The 20355-nt window shown below is 27.4% G+C and carries 24 protein-coding genes and 1 other RNA gene; 5 read left to right on the forward strand and 20 right to left on the reverse strand.

The features are described 5' to 3' along the window. Positions 1-7 precede the first annotated feature (7 nt). Entirely contained in the window at positions 8-928 is a 921-nt protein-coding gene (glsA, locus tag HCG70_RS04425; RefSeq protein ID WP_042396069.1) for a glutaminase A, read from the reverse strand. Between the two features lie 506 nt (positions 929-1434). Here glsA and HCG70_RS04430 point away from each other — a divergent pair. Continuing rightward, on the forward strand, positions 1435-2664 hold the full coding sequence (locus tag HCG70_RS04430; RefSeq protein WP_221697510.1) for an aminopeptidase: 1230 nt from the start codon (positions 1435-1437) through the stop codon (positions 2662-2664). 113 nt (positions 2665-2777) lie between these two features. On the opposite strand, the gene HCG70_RS04435 is transcribed toward HCG70_RS04430, so the two are convergent. The 5 genes from HCG70_RS04435 to HCG70_RS04455 all read right to left on the reverse strand — a co-directional run bounded on the left by HCG70_RS04435 (position 2778) and on the right by HCG70_RS04455 (position 7490). Then, on the reverse strand, positions 2778-2954 hold the full coding sequence (locus HCG70_RS04435; RefSeq protein WP_070098824.1) for a small, acid-soluble spore protein, alpha/beta type: 177 nt from the start codon (positions 2952-2954) through the stop codon (positions 2778-2780). 137 nt (positions 2955-3091) lie between these two features. Next, positions 3092-4288 (reverse strand): NADP-dependent isocitrate dehydrogenase, encoded by a 1197-nt coding sequence (locus HCG70_RS04440; protein WP_042396073.1) that lies wholly within the window; start codon positions 4286-4288, stop codon positions 3092-3094. Between the two features lie 227 nt (positions 4289-4515). Beyond that, the gene (locus tag HCG70_RS04445) at positions 4516-4791 is read right to left on the reverse strand and encodes a hypothetical protein (protein WP_042396075.1); all 276 of its coding nucleotides are present in this window, start codon (positions 4789-4791) and stop codon (positions 4516-4518) included. A 165-nt stretch (positions 4792-4956) separates the two neighbouring features. Then, complete coding sequence (locus HCG70_RS04450; protein WP_042396078.1) at positions 4957-6393, reverse strand: amino acid permease; 1437 nt, start codon at positions 6391-6393, stop codon at positions 4957-4959. A gap of 77 nt (positions 6394-6470) precedes the next feature. Then, positions 6471-7490: a pyruvate kinase gene (locus tag HCG70_RS04455; RefSeq protein ID WP_042396079.1), complete on the reverse strand. Its 1020-nt coding sequence runs from the start codon at positions 7488-7490 to the stop codon at positions 6471-6473. Positions 7491-7656: 166 nt separating this feature from the next. Between HCG70_RS04455 and HCG70_RS04460 the strand changes: the two genes are divergently transcribed. After that, positions 7657-8151: a DUF4883 family protein gene (locus HCG70_RS04460; RefSeq protein WP_042396082.1), complete on the forward strand. Its 495-nt coding sequence runs from the start codon at positions 7657-7659 to the stop codon at positions 8149-8151. A gap of 78 nt (positions 8152-8229) precedes the next feature. Here the strand turns inward: HCG70_RS04460 and folK are convergent, their stop codons facing one another. From folK to HCG70_RS04495, 7 genes are all read right to left on the reverse strand, one after another. Further along, a complete protein-coding gene (folK, locus tag HCG70_RS04465) occupies positions 8230-9036 on the reverse strand; it encodes a 2-amino-4-hydroxy-6-hydroxymethyldihydropteridine diphosphokinase (RefSeq protein ID WP_055276996.1) in 807 nt (268 codons plus the stop codon). 8 nt (positions 9037-9044) lie between these two features. Beyond that, positions 9045-9854: a dihydropteroate synthase gene (gene folP, locus HCG70_RS04470; protein ID WP_154820707.1), complete on the reverse strand. Its 810-nt coding sequence runs from the start codon at positions 9852-9854 to the stop codon at positions 9045-9047. A 16-nt stretch (positions 9855-9870) separates the two neighbouring features. After that, complete coding sequence (locus HCG70_RS04475) at positions 9871-10344, reverse strand: HD domain-containing protein (protein WP_221697511.1); 474 nt, start codon at positions 10342-10344, stop codon at positions 9871-9873. A 91-nt stretch (positions 10345-10435) separates the two neighbouring features. Then, positions 10436-10987 carry a GTP cyclohydrolase I FolE gene (folE, locus tag HCG70_RS04480; RefSeq protein WP_042396095.1) on the reverse strand — a complete coding sequence of 184 codons (552 nt, stop codon included), beginning with the start codon at positions 10985-10987 and terminating at the stop codon, positions 10436-10438. Continuing rightward, on the reverse strand, positions 10984-11736 hold the full coding sequence (locus tag HCG70_RS04485; RefSeq protein WP_154820708.1) for an aminotransferase class IV: 753 nt from the start codon (positions 11734-11736) through the stop codon (positions 10984-10986). Before HCG70_RS04485 ends, folE begins: the two co-directional genes overlap by 4 nt. 13 nt (positions 11737-11749) lie before the next feature. Beyond that, a complete protein-coding gene (gene pabB / locus HCG70_RS04490; protein ID WP_042396101.1) occupies positions 11750-13090 on the reverse strand; it encodes an aminodeoxychorismate synthase component I in 1341 nt (446 codons plus the stop codon). A 10-nt stretch (positions 13091-13100) separates the two neighbouring features. After that, positions 13101-13709 (reverse strand): aminodeoxychorismate/anthranilate synthase component II, encoded by a 609-nt coding sequence (locus HCG70_RS04495; RefSeq protein ID WP_042396105.1) that lies wholly within the window; start codon positions 13707-13709, stop codon positions 13101-13103. A 197-nt stretch (positions 13710-13906) separates the two neighbouring features. On the opposite strand from HCG70_RS04495, the gene HCG70_RS04500 reads away from it, so the two are divergent. After that, a complete protein-coding gene (locus tag HCG70_RS04500; protein WP_055276990.1) occupies positions 13907-14740 on the forward strand; it encodes a PHP domain-containing protein in 834 nt (277 codons plus the stop codon). A 285-nt stretch (positions 14741-15025) separates the two neighbouring features. Here HCG70_RS04500 and HCG70_RS04505 read toward each other — a convergent pair whose 3' ends face one another. The 3 genes from HCG70_RS04505 to HCG70_RS04515 are packed head-to-tail and all read right to left on the reverse strand — an operon-like array spanning position 15026 to position 17551. Further along, positions 15026-16414: an aminopeptidase gene (locus HCG70_RS04505; RefSeq protein WP_042396110.1), complete on the reverse strand. Its 1389-nt coding sequence runs from the start codon at positions 16412-16414 to the stop codon at positions 15026-15028. 14 nt (positions 16415-16428) lie between these two features. After that, a complete protein-coding gene (gene hprK, locus HCG70_RS04510; RefSeq protein ID WP_042396113.1) occupies positions 16429-17343 on the reverse strand; it encodes an HPr(Ser) kinase/phosphatase in 915 nt (304 codons plus the stop codon). Between the two features lie 13 nt (positions 17344-17356). Beyond that, the gene (locus tag HCG70_RS04515) at positions 17357-17551 is read right to left on the reverse strand and encodes a DUF896 domain-containing protein (protein ID WP_042396116.1); all 195 of its coding nucleotides are present in this window, start codon (positions 17549-17551) and stop codon (positions 17357-17359) included. A 299-nt stretch (positions 17552-17850) separates the two neighbouring features. On the opposite strand from HCG70_RS04515, the gene HCG70_RS04520 reads away from it, so the two are divergent. Beyond that, positions 17851-18060 (forward strand): hypothetical protein, encoded by a 210-nt coding sequence (locus HCG70_RS04520; protein ID WP_042396119.1) that lies wholly within the window; start codon positions 17851-17853, stop codon positions 18058-18060. A gap of 43 nt (positions 18061-18103) precedes the next feature. Here the strand turns inward: HCG70_RS04520 and ssrS are convergent. The 4 genes from ssrS to HCG70_RS04540 form a co-directional block, all read right to left on the reverse strand. Continuing rightward, a non-coding RNA gene (ssrS, locus tag HCG70_RS04525) (6S RNA) lies at positions 18104-18283 on the reverse strand. Positions 18284-18344: 61 nt separating this feature from the next. Further along, complete coding sequence (locus HCG70_RS04530; protein WP_042396122.1) at positions 18345-18746, reverse strand: hypothetical protein; 402 nt, start codon at positions 18744-18746, stop codon at positions 18345-18347. 20 nt (positions 18747-18766) lie between these two features. Continuing rightward, positions 18767-19039 (reverse strand): DUF1292 domain-containing protein, encoded by a 273-nt coding sequence (locus tag HCG70_RS04535; protein WP_042396297.1) that lies wholly within the window; start codon positions 19037-19039, stop codon positions 18767-18769. 54 nt (positions 19040-19093) lie between these two features. Then, on the reverse strand, positions 19094-19606 hold the full coding sequence (locus tag HCG70_RS04540; RefSeq protein ID WP_042396126.1) for a SprT-like domain-containing protein: 513 nt from the start codon (positions 19604-19606) through the stop codon (positions 19094-19096). A 117-nt stretch (positions 19607-19723) separates the two neighbouring features. Between HCG70_RS04540 and HCG70_RS04545 the strand changes: the two genes are divergently transcribed. Beyond that, on the forward strand, positions 19724-20350 hold the full coding sequence (locus HCG70_RS04545; RefSeq protein WP_042396131.1) for a CoA pyrophosphatase: 627 nt from the start codon (positions 19724-19726) through the stop codon (positions 20348-20350). Positions 20351-20355 lie beyond the last annotated feature (5 nt).

Consider the following 20355-nt stretch of genomic DNA (forward strand, 5'->3'; position numbering starts at 1 on the left):
ATTTGTATTAAAATATACTAAGTTCTAATTCTTCAGATAAATCTTTTAATATATGTATTCCACCAATACTGTTTCCTTTAGAATCTAATGCAGGTCCATATATACCTACTCCAAATCTTCTAGGAACTGTAGCTATTATTCCTCCACCAACTCCTGATTTTGCTGGAACACCAACATGAACTGCAAATTCTCCTGAAGCATCATACATTCCACAAGTAACCATAATAGTCTTCACTATTCTACATATCTCTCTTGAAATTAAAACTTCATCATTCCAAGGTGCAATACCATCATTTGCAATTACAGCTGAAAATCTTGCTAAATCCTTTGCAGTAGCTTCTATTGAACATTGCTTAAAATAAAGATCTAATATATCTTCAACATTTCCTTCTAAAATATTAGAGCTTTTCATAAAGTAAGCCAATGATCTATTTCTATCTCCAGTAGCTTTTTCACTTTCATAAATTTCATTGTTTATTGAGATATTGGGATTATTTGTAGCTCTTCTTAAGAAATTTAATATTCTTTGAATTTTATGTTCTTCATTTTCTCCAAATATAAGTGAAGTTGTTACTATTGCTCCTGCATTAATCATAGGATTATATGGTCTATCTTGATTTCTAATCTCAAGATTTACTATACTATTAAATCCCATTCCTGTTGGCTCAACGTTTACTTTTTTAAATACATTTTCTCTTCCATTATCATTAAGTGCAATGATTAAACTAACAACCTTTGAAATACTTTGTATTGTAAATTTAATATCACTTTCTCCAGCCCAATATTCCTCATTATTTTTTATATCATATACACATAGTCCTAAATGGTCGCTATTTGCTTTTAAAAGAGCTGGTATATATGATGCAAGTTTACCATCTTGTGTATATTTTTTATTTTTTTCTACTAAGTTAACTAATAAATTTTTCATTTGTTTTATCCTTTTCTTTAAATAAAAATTTTTTAATAATAAATTTAGCTGTTACTTAACATTTAAAATTATATATTAATAATTGTACAGCATAAACTTCGTTAAATACAAAATTGCCAATATAATTTTATTTTTGCAGTAATAATTATAGTAATATTATTAACTTCTTACAAGTTATTATATAATTAAATCTATAAAAATGAAGTAGCAGAGATTTACTCTGCTACTTCACTTACTACTATATTACTTTTTTTGTTATATAAATAACTCTTGATAATACTACAAATAATAAATAATAGTTTCTTTATTTTAATGTTAAAGATGCTTTTATATTATATTTAAAAACTTACCAAAAAAACAGTTTTATTACAAAACTACATACAGATATATATTTTCATATAATTTATAACATATATGCTTTTTTAAACATAAAATTCCTATACTTTCTGTTATAATGTTATAATATATTTATAAATTATAATTTCACATTTTAAGGAGAACTATATATGAATAATGATTTATTAAAAAAATATGCTTCCCTAGCTGTAAATACGGGAGTAAATATTCAAAAAGATAATATATTAGTTATTTCATCACCAATTGAAACCGCAGAATTTGCAAGACTAATTGCAGAAGAAGCATATAAAGCAGGTGCTAAAGATGTAATAGTACATTATGGTGATCAAAAACTAACTAAAATAAAACTAAAAAATAGCTCTTTAGAAACTATCGCTGATTACCCTGATTGGATGGCTGAAGGATATAATTATTATGCTAGACAAGGAGCTTGCTTTATTTCAATCGCTGCAAGTGATCCTGATGGATTAAAAGGTATTCCTGTTGAAAAAATAGGTACTTCTCAAAAAGCTAGAACTTCAGCACTAAAAGAATACTATGATAATTCAATGTCTAATAAATGTCGTTGGTGTGTACTTTCAGTTCCAACACTTTCATGGGCTAAAAAGGTATTCCCTAACGCAAGTGATGATGAAGCAATGAAATCTTTATGGGATGTTATATTTAAAACAGTAAGAGTTGATACCGAAAATCCGGTGAAGGCCTGGGAAAAACATAATGCTTACTTAGAAGAAAAAATTAAATTTATGAATGACAACAATTTTAAAAGCGTACATTTAAAATCTGCTAATGGAACTGATTTAAATATTGAACTTCCAGAAGGTCATATTTGGGCTGGAGGCTCCGAAGGAGATGTTAATGGAATAGCATTTAATGCAAATATGCCTACTGAAGAAGTATTTACTCTTCCAAAGAAAACAGGAGTTAATGGTGTGGTTTATTCCTCTAAACCTTTAAGCTATGGTGGAAATTTAATAGATAATTTCTCAATTACTTTTAAAGATGGTAAAGTTGTTGATTTTACTGCAGAAACTGGGTATGATGTATTAAAACAAATGCTTGATAGTGATGAAGGAGCTAAATACTTAGGCGAAGTTGCTTTTGTGCCTTATGATTCACCTATTTCTAATTCTAAGTTAATTTTCTTTAATACTTTGTTTGATGAAAATGCAGCTTGTCACTTAGCATTTGGAAGAGCTTATGAATCTTGTATAAAGGATGCAGATAAATATTCTGAAGAAGAACTTGAAAAAATAGGTGTTAATAATTCAGTTATTCATGTTGATTTTATGATTGGAACTAAAGATCTTGAAATAACTGGAGTTAATAAAAACGGTGAAACTATTCAAATTTTTACCAATGGTAACTGGGTTAATTAACTTTATTATTTCACATATAAAAAAGAGTGTTTATAAACACTCTTTTTTACATTATTCATTTATTATGTATATTATTAATCTTTAAAGTTTTTATTATTAAATTTTAGTAGTGACTATTGCCCTATTTTTTGAGCACTATCTGGTCTAGGTTGATCCTTACCTAATTTTCTTGATTCTTTAGAATAACCTACTTCGTTTGCTGTTTCTACTCTCATCTTTTGTAATTCAGCCTTTGTCTTTTGACCAGATTTTTTATTGTCTTTAGAATTTTTATTATTTTTATGAGACATTTATTTATTACCTCCTTTTCTTTCAAGCTTATTTTATGTTTCCTATAATAAATTATGCCTCATATATAACTCCAATATATGGTTCAGACTGTGGGACTAATAAAAATATTTATTGCACCACAGTCTATTTTTTTAATTTATAATCTACTTCTTATTTCCTTAATAAATTCATATGTGTTTACGGTTTTTACTTCTTTTAAATCTGTAAGCATAGCTAAATCCTTAGTCATTACTCCACCCTCTATTGTTTGTAATGAAGCCTTTTCTAGCTTGTCTGCAAAAGAAACAAGTTCTAAATTATTATCTAATTCTCCTCTTTTTCTTAAAGCTCCAGTCCAAGCAAAAATAGTAGCCATTGAATTAGTAGATGTTTCTTCACCCTTTAAGTGTTTATAATAATGTCTTTGAACTGTTCCATGAGCTGCTTCATATTCATAATATCCATCTGGAGATACTAAAACTGATGTCATCATTGCAAGTGATCCAAAAGCAGTTGCTACCATATCACTCATAACATCTCCATCATAATTTTTACATGCCCAAATAAATCCACCATTAGATTTAATAACTCTTGCAACAGCATCATCTATTAACGTATAAAAATACTCTATATTAGCTTCTTCAAACTTATTTTTATATTCAGCTTCAAAAATTTCATTAAATATATCCTTAAATGTATGATCATATTTTTTTGAAATAGTATCTTTTGATGCAAACCATAAATCTTGTTTAGTATCTAATGCAAAATTAAAACAACTTCTAGCGAAACTTTCAATAGATTTATTAGTATTATGCATTCCCATTATTACTCCTGGACCTTCAAAGTTATGAATAGTTTCTCTAACCTCTTTTCCGTCTTCACCAGTAAAAACAAGTTCTGCCTTTCCTTTTTCCTCTATTTTCATTTCAATATTTTTATAAATATCTCCATACGCATGTCTTGCTATTGTAATTGGTCTTTCCCAATTTTTTACGTGTGGTTTAATTGAGCTAACTGTAATTGGTGCTCTAAATACTGTTCCATCTAAAATAGCTCTAATTGTTCCATTAGGGCTTTTCCACATTTCTTTTAGATTGTACTCTTTGATTCTATCTGCATTTGGAGTTATCGTTGCACATTTAACTCCTACCCCATATTTTTTTATAGCTTCTGCAGCTTCTACTGTTACTTTATCATTAGTTTCATTTCTTTTTTCTATCCCCAAGTCATAATATTCAGTTTTTAAATCTATAAAAGGATTTAATAGTTCCTCCTTTATCATGCCCCAAATAACTCTTGTCATTTCGTCTCCATCCATTTCAACTAATGGAGTCGTCATTTTTATTTTTTTCATAGATATAGCCCCCTTATTTTTTGTATTTTTTTACATTAATAACAATATTATATCATACATTTTTACTTTTTCAACCTCATATGATGGATTATATATATAATCTTGCATTTTTTACAGGTTTTTTAAGTATTACATCAATTATAATAACTTTTTTTGAATTATATATATTTATTCTTGCATTTAAATCATACAAAAAAGACTGCTCTTAATCGAGCAGTCTTTTGTTCTTATTTATCTACTTCCTTATAATCAACATCAATTATTTCACCATTGTCACTATCATCAATATTACTTTCTTCATAACTATTTTGATTATTATTGTAATAATTATATGATTCATTTTCTCTTTTTTTATTATTAAAAGCTTTTTTACATTTAAATACTATGTATCCTACTATTCCGATTACAATAATAAAAGGTAAAAGGAATATAAAAAACTTTATTATAGCAATAAAAACAACTATTCCTAATACTGTCCATAATATCGATTTAAAAGTATTCATTAAACTCAACCTCATTTACACAATAATCTTTAAATTTATGTACTCATTATACTATTAAATTTTAAACTTTGCAACATAAGTTATTAAATATTTTTTAAAGCGGTTATTAATACTTTATACATTTTATAAATAATTTATTAATTAAATGTTAAGAAAGGAAATTAGTTAAGCTAATTCTTTTTTATTAGTCTTTTTAGCTATAATAGGTAAAATAAATCCTAAACCAATTAGTACAAAAGGTGTTGCCACATTTAAAATCACTTGGAACCACCATTGTCCACTAAAAGTTTCTACTCCACTTGGGAACATACCCATAATACATGCAAATGCAGTAAATGCAAAGCACCATATTCCAATTGCCATTGCAAACTTATCATTTTTAACAAACTTATAATCAGACTTATATTTGTCAGCAGCTTTTTTAAGCCCAATAAATGCTAAGAATACCCAAAGATATCTCATAGGCATAACTACAGAGTTTAATTGTAATAACCAATCAAATAATGAATTCATATCTCCAATACCTAATGCTGGTACTATTATTAATATTCCAACTAAAATAGCTGTCATAATATAACCATTTATAGGTGCTCCATACTTATTAGTTTTTGTTAATGCCTTTGGAATAAATCTCTTATCGCCATCCGCTAATAAAACTTTAAGTGGAGCATCTATAGAAAATACTAGTGCTGAAATTTGCGCTAATAAATTAGATAATGCATAAATAACAATAAATAATTTTCCTACTCCATAGTATTCCCCTAACATTTGGAATGCATAATATTGGCCATTCATTTTTAAATCTGCTGGAATATTATTTGCATCAAACATCATAGACATTGCTATTGATCCTAGCAATGCAGAAACAGCAACCATTATAGCTAATGCTATCATTCCCTTTGGGAAGTCCTTACTTGGTTTTCTCATATTATTTACATATGGAGATATTTTTTCAGCTCCTCCAACCGCAAATACTAACATTGACAACGTAGTAAAATATGAGAAATTAAAATTAGGCATTAAATTTTTAAAACTAAAATCAACTGTAGCAGGTTGTATTCCTCTTATAGATGGTGCTGCAAGCATTAATGCAACATATAGCAATGACATAATAAATACTGATGTCCCTGCAATTGTTCCTATTAATTTTAAAGAAGTAATACCTCTTGATGCTATCCATAAAAATAATAAGAACACGGCTAAAGTTAATAACTGAGCTACCATAGGGCTCATATCTTTTATAAAGTTACCATCTTGCTTTACTGTCCATCCTAATGCTATTAAAGCAGCTTGTGGTTTTTGAGCTAAATATGGTATATGAACTACCCAATAAGTCCATCCTGCAAAGTAAGCTAGCGTTGTTCCAAAAGTTCCTCTTATCCATGAACTTACTCCACCTTTGCTTTCTTTAAAAACTGATCCTAATTCTCCAACCATTAGTGCATAAGGTACAAAATATAATGCTATTATTAATACCCATGATACGATAACAGTTAATCCTTGATTGGCAAAGTTATTTACAACATTACCAAACCCCCACACTGATACAAAAGCCATCATCGCTAAATTATACCAACGCAGATTTTTCTCTTGTTCACTCATTAAAATTCCTCCTTAGTATATGAATTACATTACTATAATACCCACTTTAAGGCTATTTGTCTATTCATTAACAAACATTATTTTTTATATAAATTCATTAATTCACTTAATAATTTTACAGTTTTTATTGGATACTTGCCAATGGAGGTTTCTCCTGCTAATAAAAAGCCAGTTGCTCCAATATTTATAAATGTATATATGCTTTCTAATTCATTAATAGTAGGCAACGTACCTTTTTTCATATTATCTAAAATATGTGTAGCTATTATTATTTCTTTACTTTTTTTATACTTTTTTAATTTCTTTAATAACTCAAATTCCTCTTCAACTGAAGTTACCATGCCACACTCTGGTATTAAGTCTCCCCTCGCTATAATTACACCATTACAACACTCCATTATCTCCTCATAATTTTCTAATCCAGTGCTTGTTTCAATTTTTGATAATATCTTTATTTCTTCTATATCTCCATTGTTATCTTCTATATATTTCTTTATATCATTTATCTCTTTTTTACTTTCTACAAATGATTGACATATTATTTTTATATTATTATTAATCGCCCATTTCAAGCTTTCCTTATCTTTTTTACTTAATTCACTATACTTATAGTTTATTCCTGGAACATTACAGCCCTTCCCTGCCCTTATCACGCCATCATCTTTTACTCTTACTTTTATGAATCCCTTATTTTTATCTATTACTTCAAAATTTATAGTTCCATCTTTCATTGAAATTTTATTAACTTCATTATCTTCTATGATTTCTGAATTAATATTTAAAGGAATAATCTTGATTTTATCTTTTCCTTCACTAAATAAGTTATAAGCATCATTTCCACAAAAATATACTATTTCATTAGTATATATTTTAAATGTCTCTTTTAATTTTTCATCAATTCTAATTTTTTTCCCTTGTAAATCTGCCATTATTTTTATATTTTCATCTATATTTCGTGCTATTGATAACATTTCTTGAAATTGCTTTTCATAGAAATGAGAAAAATTTAGTCTTAAAGTATCAGCTCCTGAATTTATCAACTCTCCAATAACCTTTTTATTAGATGTGCTTGGTCCTAATGTCGCAATTATTTTCATTAACTTTCCTACCTAATTTATTGCTTACAAATTATACTATTACCAAAATTTACACATTATTACTTTTTTCACATAATATTATTTAAAAGTTTATTTACATATTATTATGTTCTAAAAATATTATTTATAGAATAATTATTTATATAGTTATTTTTAGGAGGATAAAATGAAAAACATTAAATTATTAATTATATTATTACTTGTAACTCTTTTATCTGGCTGTGTTTTTAACGACCCTAAGTACATAAACTTTAAAAGTAAACCTAATCTTTATTACTATTCAAATGAAATATATAAAAAGATTAAAAATAATGAAAGTTATTCACTTAAAGTTTTTGATGTAAACTTTTATGAATATCATGATGTATCAGAGGAAGACTTAGATGTTTTACCTGCATTCTTAGAATCCTTAAATAATGATAACTATGTAAGTGAATTAGATTTGGATGACGCTAAGGTAAAATATAAATTAATAATTCAATTTGATGATAACAGTAATGATAAATATGTAATAAATGTATATGATAAAAATACTGTAACACTTTTCCCATGGGATGGTAATCTTCAAGAAGATATAATAACCATGGATAATGTTCCCGCTCGAGATAATATATACTCTTTTTGCGTATATATTATTAATAAAACAAATTCAAACAACTAAAAGTTCATAATAATTCTCATTAAATAAAGCTACCGAAAATAAATCTATTATGGAAATATTTTCGGTAGCAATTTCTTTTTAACTCTCTAAAAGTTCAAATATTCTTTTGTTTTTTAATGGATGTAATGCATATGGAGCAATTTCATTTAACGGAGTTAAAACAAAATCTCTTAAATGCATTAATGGATGAGGTATAATAACAAATTCGTCATTGCTTACAATATCATCAAATAATATAATATCTAAATCTATTACCCTTGGCCCCCATTTAATTTCTCTTACTCTACCAAGTTCACTTTCAATCCTTAAAAGCTCAGTCATAAGCTCCTTAGGCGTTAAATAAGTTTCTATCTTTAATGCTCCATTTAAAAATTCATCTTGATTTTCATTTCCCCAAGGCTCAGTTGTAATAAAAGATGAAACCTTTGATACTTTAACTCCATTAATCTCTTCAAGCTTTTTAACTGCATTATTTAAATTTTCTTCTTTATTTCCCATATTGCTTCCCATTGATATATAAGCAATATGTCTTTCTCTATTTATTTCAACTGCAGCATAATCTAAATGTCTTCCTATAGGTGCCCACGGCTTTTTTAACAGAACTTTAACTCCATTTACCATTGAATAATTATCTAATATAAAGTTAGCAACTTTATTTACTACACTTTCAATTAAGTCCAAACTTTCCTCTTGGAAAACTTGAATAACTTGATGACATAGCTCTCCATAATGAACTGATTTAGTTAAATCACATGTAGTTGCTGCCTCTTTAATATCTAATGATAACTCTAAAGATAAAATGAACTTTTGTCCAAGTGTCTTTTCCTCTTGAAAAACTCCATGATTTGCAAAAATCTCTATATCCTTTAAATATATTTTATCCATATTAATACCTACTTTGCTTTTATTATTTTATCAGTCATAACTGCTACTCTCTTATTTTCCAACACATCATGAACTCTTATGAAATCCATTCCTTTCATTATTCCAATAACCGTAGTAGCTAGTGTACCTTCTACTCTTTCATTTACAGGTAAATTTAAAGTTAATCCTATCATTGACTTTCTTGATGTACCTAATAGAACTGGATATCCCATTTCTTTTACAATATCACAATTATTCATTACTATTAAATTTTCTTCATAAGTTTTAGCAAAGCCTATACCTGGATCCAATATTATATTTTCCTTTTTAACACCTGCATTTAATGCAATATCAATACTTTCTTGTAAGTCTTTCTTTACATCTTCCATTAAATTTTCATAAGGCTTATTTTCTCTATTGTGCATTAATATTATAGGAGTATCATACTTTGCTGCAATACTTGCAATATTTTTATCATATTTAGCTCCCCAAATATCATTAATTATATCTGCTCCAGCCTTAATTGCTGCTTCTGCTGTTTTACTTTTATATGTATCAATTGAAATAGTAATATCTAATTCCTTCTTTATAGCTTCAATTATAGGAACTACTCTTTTTATTTCTTCATCTTCTGAAACATATTCTGCACCCGGTCTTGTTGATTCTCCACCAACATCAATTATATCAGCACCGTCTTCCACCAATTTCTTTGCTTGTATTACTGCTGCTTCTATTTCATTAAACTTTCCACCATCTGAAAATGAATCAGGTGTTACATTTAATATTCCCATAATATATGTTCTATCACCTAATTTATATTCTTTATTTCCTATTCTCAAACACATATCCTCCTCATTAATATGCTACTTTAAAGTTTTTCTTTTCTTTACTCCAGTAACACTCTTTCCCAGCTTTACAATTAAAACATTGTCTTGATAATTTATCTGCTCTATAAATTATTTCTTCTAGCTTATTATCGCTTTTGCTTCTATGATTTGCTATTCCATTAAGAATAATATTAACTTCTTCTTTATCAAATTTAGTTTCACTTAATATTTCTTTACTCATTTCAACACTTGCTAAATCATGATTTGTTCCATCTTCATATTGCTTTACTCTTCCTATATCATGCAATAATCCTATAGCATAAATAACTTCCTTAGAAATCTCTATATTTTCTTCTAACACCATAATATAAGCAATTCTAGCAACATCTATAAAGTGTTCTATAGTATGATTGCAAAATTCCCTATCTTTTTCATAAAGCTTTAATTTTTCTAAAGATTCTTTATACAGCTTATTATTAAGTATCTTATCTATATTCTCCATTACTATACCTTTCTACCAAGTCAATAATTACTAGTTAAAATTAACTAATCTCCTATTTAGCTATTAACTCTTAACTATTAACTACTAAAGACTATTTTATAAAATTCATAACTTCTCTTCTTAAATCTATATTTTCTCTAAATACACCTCTATATGTAGTAGTTACAGTCTTTGCTCCTGGCTTTTTAACACCTCTCATAGTCATACAAGTATGTTCTGCTTCAATTACAACCATAGCCCCTTCAGCATCTAAATATTCCATTATTGCATCTGCAATTTCAGTAGTAAGCTTTTCTTGTAACTGTGGTTTTTTTGCATAAACTTCAACTGTTCTTGCTAGCTTAGATAATCCTGCAACCTTTCCTTTTGGTATATATGCAATGTGAGCCTTACCGAAGAAAGGTACTAAATGATGTTCGCACATTGAAAAGAATGTTATATCTTTTTCTAATACTAAATCATTATTTTCTACACTAAATGTTTTAGATAATACATCCTTGGCATCTTTACCTATTCCATCAAATATCTCCATATACATACGAGCTATTCTATCAGGTGTTTCAATTAATCCTTCTCTATTAACATCTTCTCCAATTCCTTCTAAAATTAACTTTACACCTTCCATTATCATTTCTTTATTCATCTTTCTGCGCCTCCATTTATTGCTTTTTCATATTGCTCTTTAATTTCTTGTGTTATTTTACAATTAAAATTCTTATTTCCTATCTTTGCACATTTTATAACCCCAACTAATGAATTTGTAAAAAATAGTTCATCACTATTTAATAGCTCTTCCTTTGTTATATTTTTTTCAATAACTTCAAAGTTATCAATTATCCATTTTCTGATTATTCCCGGTAATAATCCATTTCTGATATCAGGAGTATATATTATTTTATCCTTAATCATAAAGATATTGCTTGTACAGCCTTCACATATATAACCTTTTTCATTTATAAAAATAGCTTCATTAAATCCATTTTTTTGACATACTTCATATTCTATAATATTTTCTAAATAATTTAAAGTTTTAAAATTAACTATCCTTGACGTAGAATTTCTTAAAACATTTGTAAAATAAGCTATAAATCCCTTTTCATAATGTTCTTTTTGATATTTTATTTCTCTCTCAGAAAATATCAAATTTTCTTCTGTAACTGTTATTTTTAGTGCTTTATTTTTTATATTTTTTCTTCTTATAAAGTCACTAACATAGTCAATTTCAACTTCTTCACCAATATTAAGTTCGTTAATTGAATTATTTAACCTCTTAATATGTTCTTCTAAAAAAATTGCCTCTTCTTTTACTAGTATTGTTTCAAAGACACCTTTGCCAAAGAATAATCCATTATCAATTCTTATACTTTCATTTCCATATGTTATCTTTCTCATATCAAACTACCTTTTATAACACTCTCATTAATGCTTTTGCTTTGTCTAAAGTTTCATTATACTCATCTTCTTCTATAGAGTCATAAGTAATTCCTCCACCAACACCAAAATAAGCTTTATTTTCTTTTTTTAATATTGATCTAATCACTATATTAAAATCACAATTGCCTCTAAAATCAAAATATCCTATAACACCTGTATAAATATTTCTCTTTAATCCCTCAAGCTCTTCTATTATTTCCATTGCTCTTATTTTAGGTGTACCTGTAATTGATCCCCCAGGAAAACACTCTTTAATACATTTTACTGCAGATACATTCTCCTTTAATTCTCCCTCAACTGTTGATACAAGGTGAAATACAGTTGCATATTCTTCAAGCTTAAAATTTTCTGTTACTTTAACACTATGCGGCTTACATACCTTACTAAAATCATTTCGTTCTAAATCTACAACCATAAGTAATTCAGCCTTATCTTTTTCACTATTTATCAGCTCTAATTTATTTCTTTCATCTTCTTCAAAAGAATTCCCTCTAGGTCTTGTCCCCTTTATAGGTCTTGTATGAGCCTTATTATCCTTTACTTGTATAAATCTCTCTGGGGATGAACTTATTATTTGAAAATCTTTAAAATTTAAAAATGCAGAAAATGGAGCTTTATTTATACTTCTAAGCTTTTTATAAATAGAAAAAGACTCTTCATCATTTTCACACCAAAATCTTTGAGTCATATTTGCTATATATACATCACCAGATTTTATATAATCTTTCAATGTTGAAATAGCGTTTTTATAATCTTCTTTTATAAAATTGGAGTAAAATTTATTCTCACTTTTCTCACTTACTATTTCCTCTTCTATTTTGTTACACTCATGTATTTTTCTTAAGATTTTATGTATTCTTTCATCGTTACCATCTATATCCGTTACATATTTTTTATTATTTTCTAAATCAAATATTATTAAATTCTTATAAAAAACAAATCTAATATCTGGAATAATAAAATCCTCTTCAGATGTATCTGGTAACTTTTCTAACATTCTTCCTGCATCATATGAAATATATCCAATTGCTCCAAATAAAAAAGGAATATCATTATCTATAGTGCATTTATATTTATCAACTAGGCTTTCTAAAACCTCAAATGGTTCGCCTTGAACTACTTTTCCATCAATATATGATTTTGAGTTTATAGCTTCAAAAATCATAAAATCATTTAATCCGATAAATGAATATTTTGATAATTTTTTATCTTCTTTTGAACTATCTAATAATATTGAATTTTTATCTTTTTTAAAAAAATTGTAAACTTCAAAAGCATTTAGTTCACTACTAAACTCCCTTATCCTTAACACATTTGTCCCCCTAACTGCATTCCATTATAGCACTATTTTTCTCTTTGTATTTTTTAGTTATATTTATAAAATTTTGCAGTATCTTATGTCCTTCTTCTGTCATCTCTGCTTCAGGATGAAATTGAACCCCATAAATATCATAATCCTTATGTTTTATTCCCATGATAACTTCATCTTCAGTTTCACTTGTAATTTCTAAACACTCTGGCAAATCTGCTTTATCAACTATTAATGAATGATATCTTGTAACTCTTAATGGATTTTTCACATTTATAAATAAATCATCTTCATTATGATTTATGTAAAACATTTTACCGTGAACAGGCTCTTTTCCCTTTTTAATATTAGCATTAAAATACTCTCCTATACATTGATGTCCTAAGCATATACCTAATATAGGTAACTTACCTTTAAAATTATCTATTATTTCTAAACTTAATCCAGCTTCCTTTGGCGATTTTGGACCAGGTGAAATTACTATCCCATCAATCTTCATATTTTTTATATCTTCAATTTCAATTTTATCATTTCTAAATACTTTTATTTCTTCACCTAATTCTTCAAAATATCTAACTAGGTTATATACAAATGAATCGTAATTATCTATCATTAATAACATACTTTTCTCCTACTATTTTTAATCTAATACTTATTATATATTTTTTTTCATAAATACATAAATTAATAATAATTGATTTTTCTTAAAATTTAATTTACAACTAATCTATTTCTTAATTATTGCATTATTAATGAATAAATTATATCATAGCTTTATATACTACAAAACATTTACTTGAAAGGAGTCTTAATTTTATTATGATTAAATGCGATTTACATACACATTCTACTGCTTCTGATGGTAGATATTCACCTAGTGAGGTTGTTAAAAAGGCCTTTGAAAGAGGTGTTAAATATTTAGCATTAACAGATCACGATACAGTATCTGGAATTGAGGAAGCTAATGCTGAAGCAGAAAAATTAGATATTCATTTCATTCCTGGAGTAGAATTATCTACTACATATAAAGGTGAAACAGTTCATATACTCGGATATTTCAAAGGTGATGATTATAAAAATCCAGACTTAAATCATTTCTTAGAAGACTTAAAAACTAAAAGAATTGAACGTGCACATGAAATTGTGAGAAGACTAAAAAAATTTAATGATATTGAAATAGATGTTAATGATGTTTTGAAAAATGGAAAAGATACTATTGCTAGACCACATATAGCTAAAGCAATCATGGATGCAGGATATAATTATACAAAAGAATATATTTTCGATAACTTTATAGGAGATCATTGTCCTGCTTACGTTCCAGCAAACAAATTAGATGCAGAAGAAGGTATTAAGTTATTAAGAAGCTATAATGCTATTGTAGTCTTAGCTCATCCAGTTTTATTAAAAAAGCTTAATGTTTTAGATGTTCTTCATTTAGACTTTGATGGTATTGAAGGTATCTACGGACTTAATACACCTGAAGATACTAAAAATTTCTTAAAGATAGTAGATCAAAAGAATATAATAACTTCATGTGGATCAGATTCTCATGGTTATGAAGGCGATGATAAAAAACATGGTATATTAGGTTCTATGTCTATTGAAGAAGAACGTTTAAAAAAATTCCTAGATAAACTTAATTGTAATTAATTTTTAATATTTACGTTTATCAATTGACAATGTCATATAACAAATAACATTTAATCTTAAACTTAAATGAGGTATGAAGAAGCTGTTTAAAACAAAACCTTCATACCTCATCAACATATATATTCTCTAATACTATTACTTTCAAATATTAATATAATAATTTTTATTATATCACTTCATTCCAAGTAGGAATTGAATCTAATGTAACTATCTTTGTAATTATATATATCCTACCTTATTTCATTTCAAATAAATTTAGGTGCCGATTATATCGACACCTTTTAATTATTCCTCTACTAAAAATGCTTTATATCCATTCTTAGTTTCAAAAATATCTACTTTACTAGAAACTTCCCATGGTGCATGCATATTTTGTAATGCTACACCACAATCTATTACTTCCATATTATATTGAGCTAAAATATAGGCAATTGTACCTCCGCCTCCTTGATCAACTTTACCAAGTTCAGCTGTTTGATAAGATACATTGTTTTTATCCATTATTTTTCTTAACCATGCAATAAATTCAGGATTTGCATCATTACAACCACTCTTACCTCTTGCACCAGTATATTTACTAAATACTAACCCCTTTGCAAAGTAAGCAGTATTCTTCTTTTCGCATGCTCCTGGATAATTTGGATCATATGCAGCTGTAACATCAGCTGATAACATCAATGAATTTTGAAGAGCTCTCTTAAGCTTTAATTCACTATATTCTCCCATTCTATCCATAACTTCTGCTACAGAATTTTCAAAGAATCTAGATTGCATTCCTGTTGCACCAATGCTTCCAACTTCTTCTTTATCTACTAATAAAATTACAGATGTTTTTTCTACAGAATCAACTTCTAGTAATGCCATTAAAGATGTATATGCACAAATTCTATCATCTTGCCCATATCCCATTACCATACTCTTGTCTAATCCTAAATCTCTAGCCTTTCCAGCAGGTACAACTTCAAATTCAGCAGAAATAAAATCTTCTTCTTCAAAGTCATATTTATCCTTTAAAAGAACTAAAATATTTTCCTTCACAGCATCTTTTTCTTTTCCTTCTAGTGGAATATTCCCAACTAAAACATTTAAATCTTCTCCAGCAATTACTTCATTTGCTTTCTTTTGTAATTGCTCTCCTGATAAGTGAACTAAAAGATCTGAAATTCCTAGTACTGGATCATTGTCATCTTCTCCAATAACTACATTTATTTTTGTTCCATCTTTTTTTACTACAACCCCATGTAATGCAAGTGGTAATGTAACCCATTGATATTTTTTAACTCCACCATAATAATGAGTATCCATTAATGCTAAATTTCCATCCTCATATAATGGGTTTTGTTTTAAATCTATTCTTGGTGAATCTACATGAGAACCTATTATTCTCATTCCATTTTCTATACTATCATTTCCAATTAAGTATAAAGCTAAAGTTTTATCCTTATTATTAGCATAAACTTTATCCCCTGCCTTTATCTCTTCATTGTTTTTGATTATATCAGCTAAATTTCTATATCCCTTTTCTTCTGCAAGCCTAATAGCTTCATGTATACATTCTCTTTCAGTCTTTCCCACTGATAAATAATTCTTGTACCCTTCACAGAAATCAAAAATTTTCTCTCTTTCTGCACCACTATATTTTAACCATGCATTATTTTTTATTTCATTACTCATATAACTAGCCCTCCTTATTCTTCCTCGTTAATTTCACACATTCTTTGCTCTATAATATCTACCGGAGTAACATCTGACATTAATGAATGCCTGTAATTACCTGCTGCTGCTTCTATAATAACAGCAATATTTCTTCCTGGCCTTACAGGTACTCTTAACCTTCTAACCTTTACTCCTAATATTTCTTGTGTTTCTTTATCGATTCCTAACCTATCATAATCACCATCATCTTTCCAATGCTCAAAATGCATTAAAAGATTTATATCCTTTGAAGGCAAAATAGAGCTTAATCCATATAATGAAGAAATATCAATTATACCTATTCCTCTTACCTCTAACATACCTATTGTTATTCTTGGTGATGTACCAATAAGGCTCCCATCTATTTCTTTTATATCAACAGCATCATCTGATACTAATCTATGTCCTCTCTTAATTAACTCAAGTGCAGTCTCGCTTTTGCCAATTCCACTTTCGCCAGTAATTAAAATACCTATACCATATACGTCAACCAACACACCATGCAATCTTGTTTCTGGTGCAAGCTTTCCTGCTAAATACATAGTTAGCTTACTTATAAACTTTGTCGTAACAACGTTTGTCCTTAAAAGCCATGTTTTGCTTTTTTTAGCTACCTTTAAGAATTCACTATGCGGTTCTAAGCCTCTAGTCATAATGACACATTTTGAATTGAAACTAAAATATTTATTAACCCTTTTTCTCATTAGTTCAATTCCCATATCATCTAAAAAGCTCCATTCAGCTTTACCAATAACCTGTATTCTTTCTGGTGCAAAGTAATTATAAAAACCAGCTAACTGTAAACCAGGTCTATTTATATCGTTAACAGGTATTTTTACATCCTTTTCGCCTTCAACTAAAACTTCCAAATCAAAATCTGATATTAATTTCTCTACAGTAACTGACAATATTAATCACCCTCTATTTTTTCTTATTCTTAAGTTCAACACCCTCTAATTGCGCTCTAAGATTTGCCTTATAACTATCTATATATCTTCTTCTTAGAATTTGTTGTTCTTCCTTTTCTAATTCTGTTAATCCTTCTTCCTTACTCTTCTTATATAATTCATTAATTCTAACTACTACATCATCCATTTTTGCTTTTGTATAATCCATTTTTTACTTCCTTTCTCCTTATAAACAATTTAAAATCTTACTAATACTTATTTTACATTTATTTCTTTTTAATATCAACTCAAAGATTTAATATTTAATTTTTAACTTTTTTCGCCAAATTAATTACATATATCATTTATAATTACATATTTTAGTCTTTACAATTTTAAAATTAAGATACATACAAGTATATGTAATCACTTTTTGTATTTTTTTGTATATATTAAATAATTTACTTCCTTTGTTCATATGATATAATAATTCATATACTGTTAAAAAATTACAAAGGAGGTATTTTTATGAATAAAAAGCAACTAAAAAGGACAATTGTTATAGAAAAATTAACTTTAAACTTTCTTTTAAAATTTTTATCCCCAACAAATTCTCTTATTGTATACATATCTCAAATATTAGACAAGCACGTATGGAGATATCAACATCTCATATATAAAAATTATAAAAAGAAACATTCAAGAAAATATGCTATCAAAAAGTCAAAAGCTGCTTAGAATAAAAAAAACACCTCATATAAATGAGGTGTTTATTTTAAAACTATCTCCCAACATGCCGGTCGCTTAAATATTCACACCTGCAGCTCGCAGGTGGGTTCTGCTCAACTTGCTTCAGCCATCTTCTACTAAATCGGAAGCCCGACATCCACAAATGTGTTGCAAATCCCGTAAATATAATGTAGGTTGAACATCATAAGCTAAACGCACATCTCAGGATTTCATGATTTAATTATATCAAATTTTAATCAAAATGCAATGTAAATATTAACCTATTTTTTCTTTTATTTAGACAAATATTCTCTTACAACTTCTTCAATAGCAACATTACTTTCTTCTTCTGTAAATAATGCCATAAATTGAACATAATCACTTGTTTTCTCAGTCATTTGGAATGCCATCATTTCTCCTTCAAGATCAAGAGATTCGATTATTTCCTCAATTACTTCTAAAACTTCATCATTTGCAAAATCATAAAGATATGGGAAATAGTATTCACTATACCATTTAGCACTAAATTCCTCTTCTTTACTTTCTTCATTTGCATAAGCTTTTGCGGCATCTTGTAAATCTTTATCAAAATCAAAGTAGAAATTCACTAAAATATATTCTTCTGTATTTTTTAAAACTTCTACATCTGATAAATCATTTTCTTTTAAAATCTTAACAATTTCTAATTCTTGCACAGTTCTTTCTCCTCATACTATTAGTATAATAGTTTATTATATTCTTTTTTAACAGCTATGAACTCTTTATCATCTTCAACTAAATTCAATTCTTGCTTACCATCTACTTCGTCAATTCTAAATACGTAAATATCTTCACTATCTTTTTCTTCTACTGGTGCTAACAGTAAGTACTCCTGTTCACCTAAAAAAATTCTTGCAACTGCTTCAAATTCAACTTTATTTCCGTTTTCATCTAAAAAAGTCATGATTTTAACTTCTTCATTTTCGCTCTTTTTTATATTTTCACTCATTTATTGATTCTCCTTTATTTATACACTATTCTATTTTATAACTCTTTTAATATACTACATAAGATTATCACAGTAAAGCCTAGCATTACAACACTTGGATATATAAGAGCTAACCTTCCTTATAGTAGCATCTTTTCTTACATGTACACAAACTAATTTTCTACATTTACTACAATATATCTTATATTTATATTTTTTATTATTATTTTCTTCATTAAAATATTTAAAAGTAGTGTTATCTGAGATACCACTAGCTAAGCAACATTTCTTAAAAAATTTATTATGACCATTGCTTTTATTTGTGCTCAAATCGCAATAATAATGTAAATATTCATGAATTATTACTTCTCTAACCACTTCTTTTGAGTAACTACCATTTATTAATGTATAAGCAAAAACAAACTTAATTGGTATAATATTATTCCCATTACGTTTATAAAAAAATGCTCCCATTCTTTTTGTAGCTCTTTTTGATATTTCAATTTTTATATTACATGGATAATTCCATCTACTAGCTATTTCATCAATAACTAATTTTATATCATCTACTGTCCATATCTTGTGCATTTATTACTCCTAGACATAGCATACTATTTTTTAGTATACTTTTATTTTAGTAATGAATTTATAATTTTATTTGAATATAATATATATTTTTTTAATAAAAATAATTAGGTGATTTTTATGAGTAATACTATAAACAACATTTTTTCAAATTACAAGCCTTATATTAATGGTTGGGAAAACTTCAAACGTGCCTCAGTTACAATTCCAATTGTTAATTACAATGATGAACCCCACATTTTATTTGAAATTAGGGCTAAAACACTTCGAAGCCAACCAAGTGAAATTTGCTTTCCTGGGGGTAAAATAGAAAAAGATGAACATCCATTAGATACTGCAATAAGAGAAACATGCGAAGAAATTGGGCTTTGTGAAAATGATATAAATATTATATCTCCTTTAGATTTATTTATTTCTCCATTTGATATACTAATTCATCCTTATTTAATAACAATAAATAATTTAAACAATTTATCCATTAACTCTACTGAAGTTGAAAAGGTTTTTTTAGTTCCTTTACAATACTTATTAAATCATAAGCCTACTAAATATATTAATAAAGTTAATATAACACCTCATGATAATTTTCCTTATGATTTAATTCCAAGCAAGCAAGATTATAAATTTAAAACAGGTTCCTATGAAATTTTGTTTTATACTTATAATGAGTATGTTATTTGGGGACTTACTGCAAAAATTTTATTTAACTTTTTATCAATTTTAAAACAAAGTAACTATCAAGTATAACCTTG

The sequence above is a fragment of the Clostridium sp. K04 genome, from assembly GCF_019734375.1.
Taxonomy (GTDB): domain Bacteria; phylum Bacillota; class Clostridia; order Clostridiales; family Clostridiaceae; genus Clostridium; species Clostridium saudiense.

Coding starts and splice junctions, on each gene's coding strand:
- glsA (WP_042396069.1), bottom strand. CDS start 928: ATGAAAAATTTATTAGTTAACTTAGTAGAAAAAAATAAAAAATATACA.
- HCG70_RS04430 (WP_221697510.1), top strand. CDS start 1,435: ATGAATAATGATTTATTAAAAAAATATGCTTCCCTAGCTGTAAATACG.
- HCG70_RS04435 (WP_070098824.1), bottom strand. CDS start 2,954: ATGTCTCATAAAAATAATAAAAATTCTAAAGACAATAAAAAATCTGGT.
- HCG70_RS04440 (WP_042396073.1), bottom strand. CDS start 4,288: ATGAAAAAAATAAAAATGACGACTCCATTAGTTGAAATGGATGGAGAC.
- HCG70_RS04445 (WP_042396075.1), bottom strand. CDS start 4,791: ATGAATACTTTTAAATCGATATTATGGACAGTATTAGGAATAGTTGTT.
- HCG70_RS04450 (WP_042396078.1), bottom strand. CDS start 6,393: ATGAGTGAACAAGAGAAAAATCTGCGTTGGTATAATTTAGCGATGATG.
- HCG70_RS04455 (WP_042396079.1), bottom strand. CDS start 7,490: ATGAAAATAATTGCGACATTAGGACCAAGCACATCTAATAAAAAGGTT.
- HCG70_RS04460 (WP_042396082.1), top strand. CDS start 7,657: ATGAAAAACATTAAATTATTAATTATATTATTACTTGTAACTCTTTTA.
- folK (WP_055276996.1), bottom strand. CDS start 9,036: ATGGATAAAATATATTTAAAGGATATAGAGATTTTTGCAAATCATGGA.
- HCG70_RS04475 (WP_221697511.1), bottom strand. CDS start 10,344: ATGGAGAATATAGATAAGATACTTAATAATAAGCTGTATAAAGAATCT.
- folE (WP_042396095.1), bottom strand. CDS start 10,987: ATGAATAAAGAAATGATAATGGAAGGTGTAAAGTTAATTTTAGAAGGA.
- HCG70_RS04485 (WP_154820708.1), bottom strand. CDS start 11,736: ATGAGAAAGATAACATATGGAAATGAAAGTATAAGAATTGATAATGGA.
- HCG70_RS04495 (WP_042396105.1), bottom strand. CDS start 13,709: ATGTTATTAATGATAGATAATTACGATTCATTTGTATATAACCTAGTT.
- HCG70_RS04500 (WP_055276990.1), top strand. CDS start 13,907: ATGATTAAATGCGATTTACATACACATTCTACTGCTTCTGATGGTAGA.
- HCG70_RS04505 (WP_042396110.1), bottom strand. CDS start 16,414: ATGAGTAATGAAATAAAAAATAATGCATGGTTAAAATATAGTGGTGCA.
- HCG70_RS04515 (WP_042396116.1), bottom strand. CDS start 17,551: ATGGATTATACAAAAGCAAAAATGGATGATGTAGTAGTTAGAATTAAT.
- HCG70_RS04520 (WP_042396119.1), top strand. CDS start 17,851: ATGAATAAAAAGCAACTAAAAAGGACAATTGTTATAGAAAAATTAACT.
- HCG70_RS04535 (WP_042396297.1), bottom strand. CDS start 19,039: ATGAGTGAAAATATAAAAAAGAGCGAAAATGAAGAAGTTAAAATCATG.
- HCG70_RS04540 (WP_042396126.1), bottom strand. CDS start 19,606: ATGCACAAGATATGGACAGTAGATGATATAAAATTAGTTATTGATGAA.
- HCG70_RS04545 (WP_042396131.1), top strand. CDS start 19,724: ATGAGTAATACTATAAACAACATTTTTTCAAATTACAAGCCTTATATT.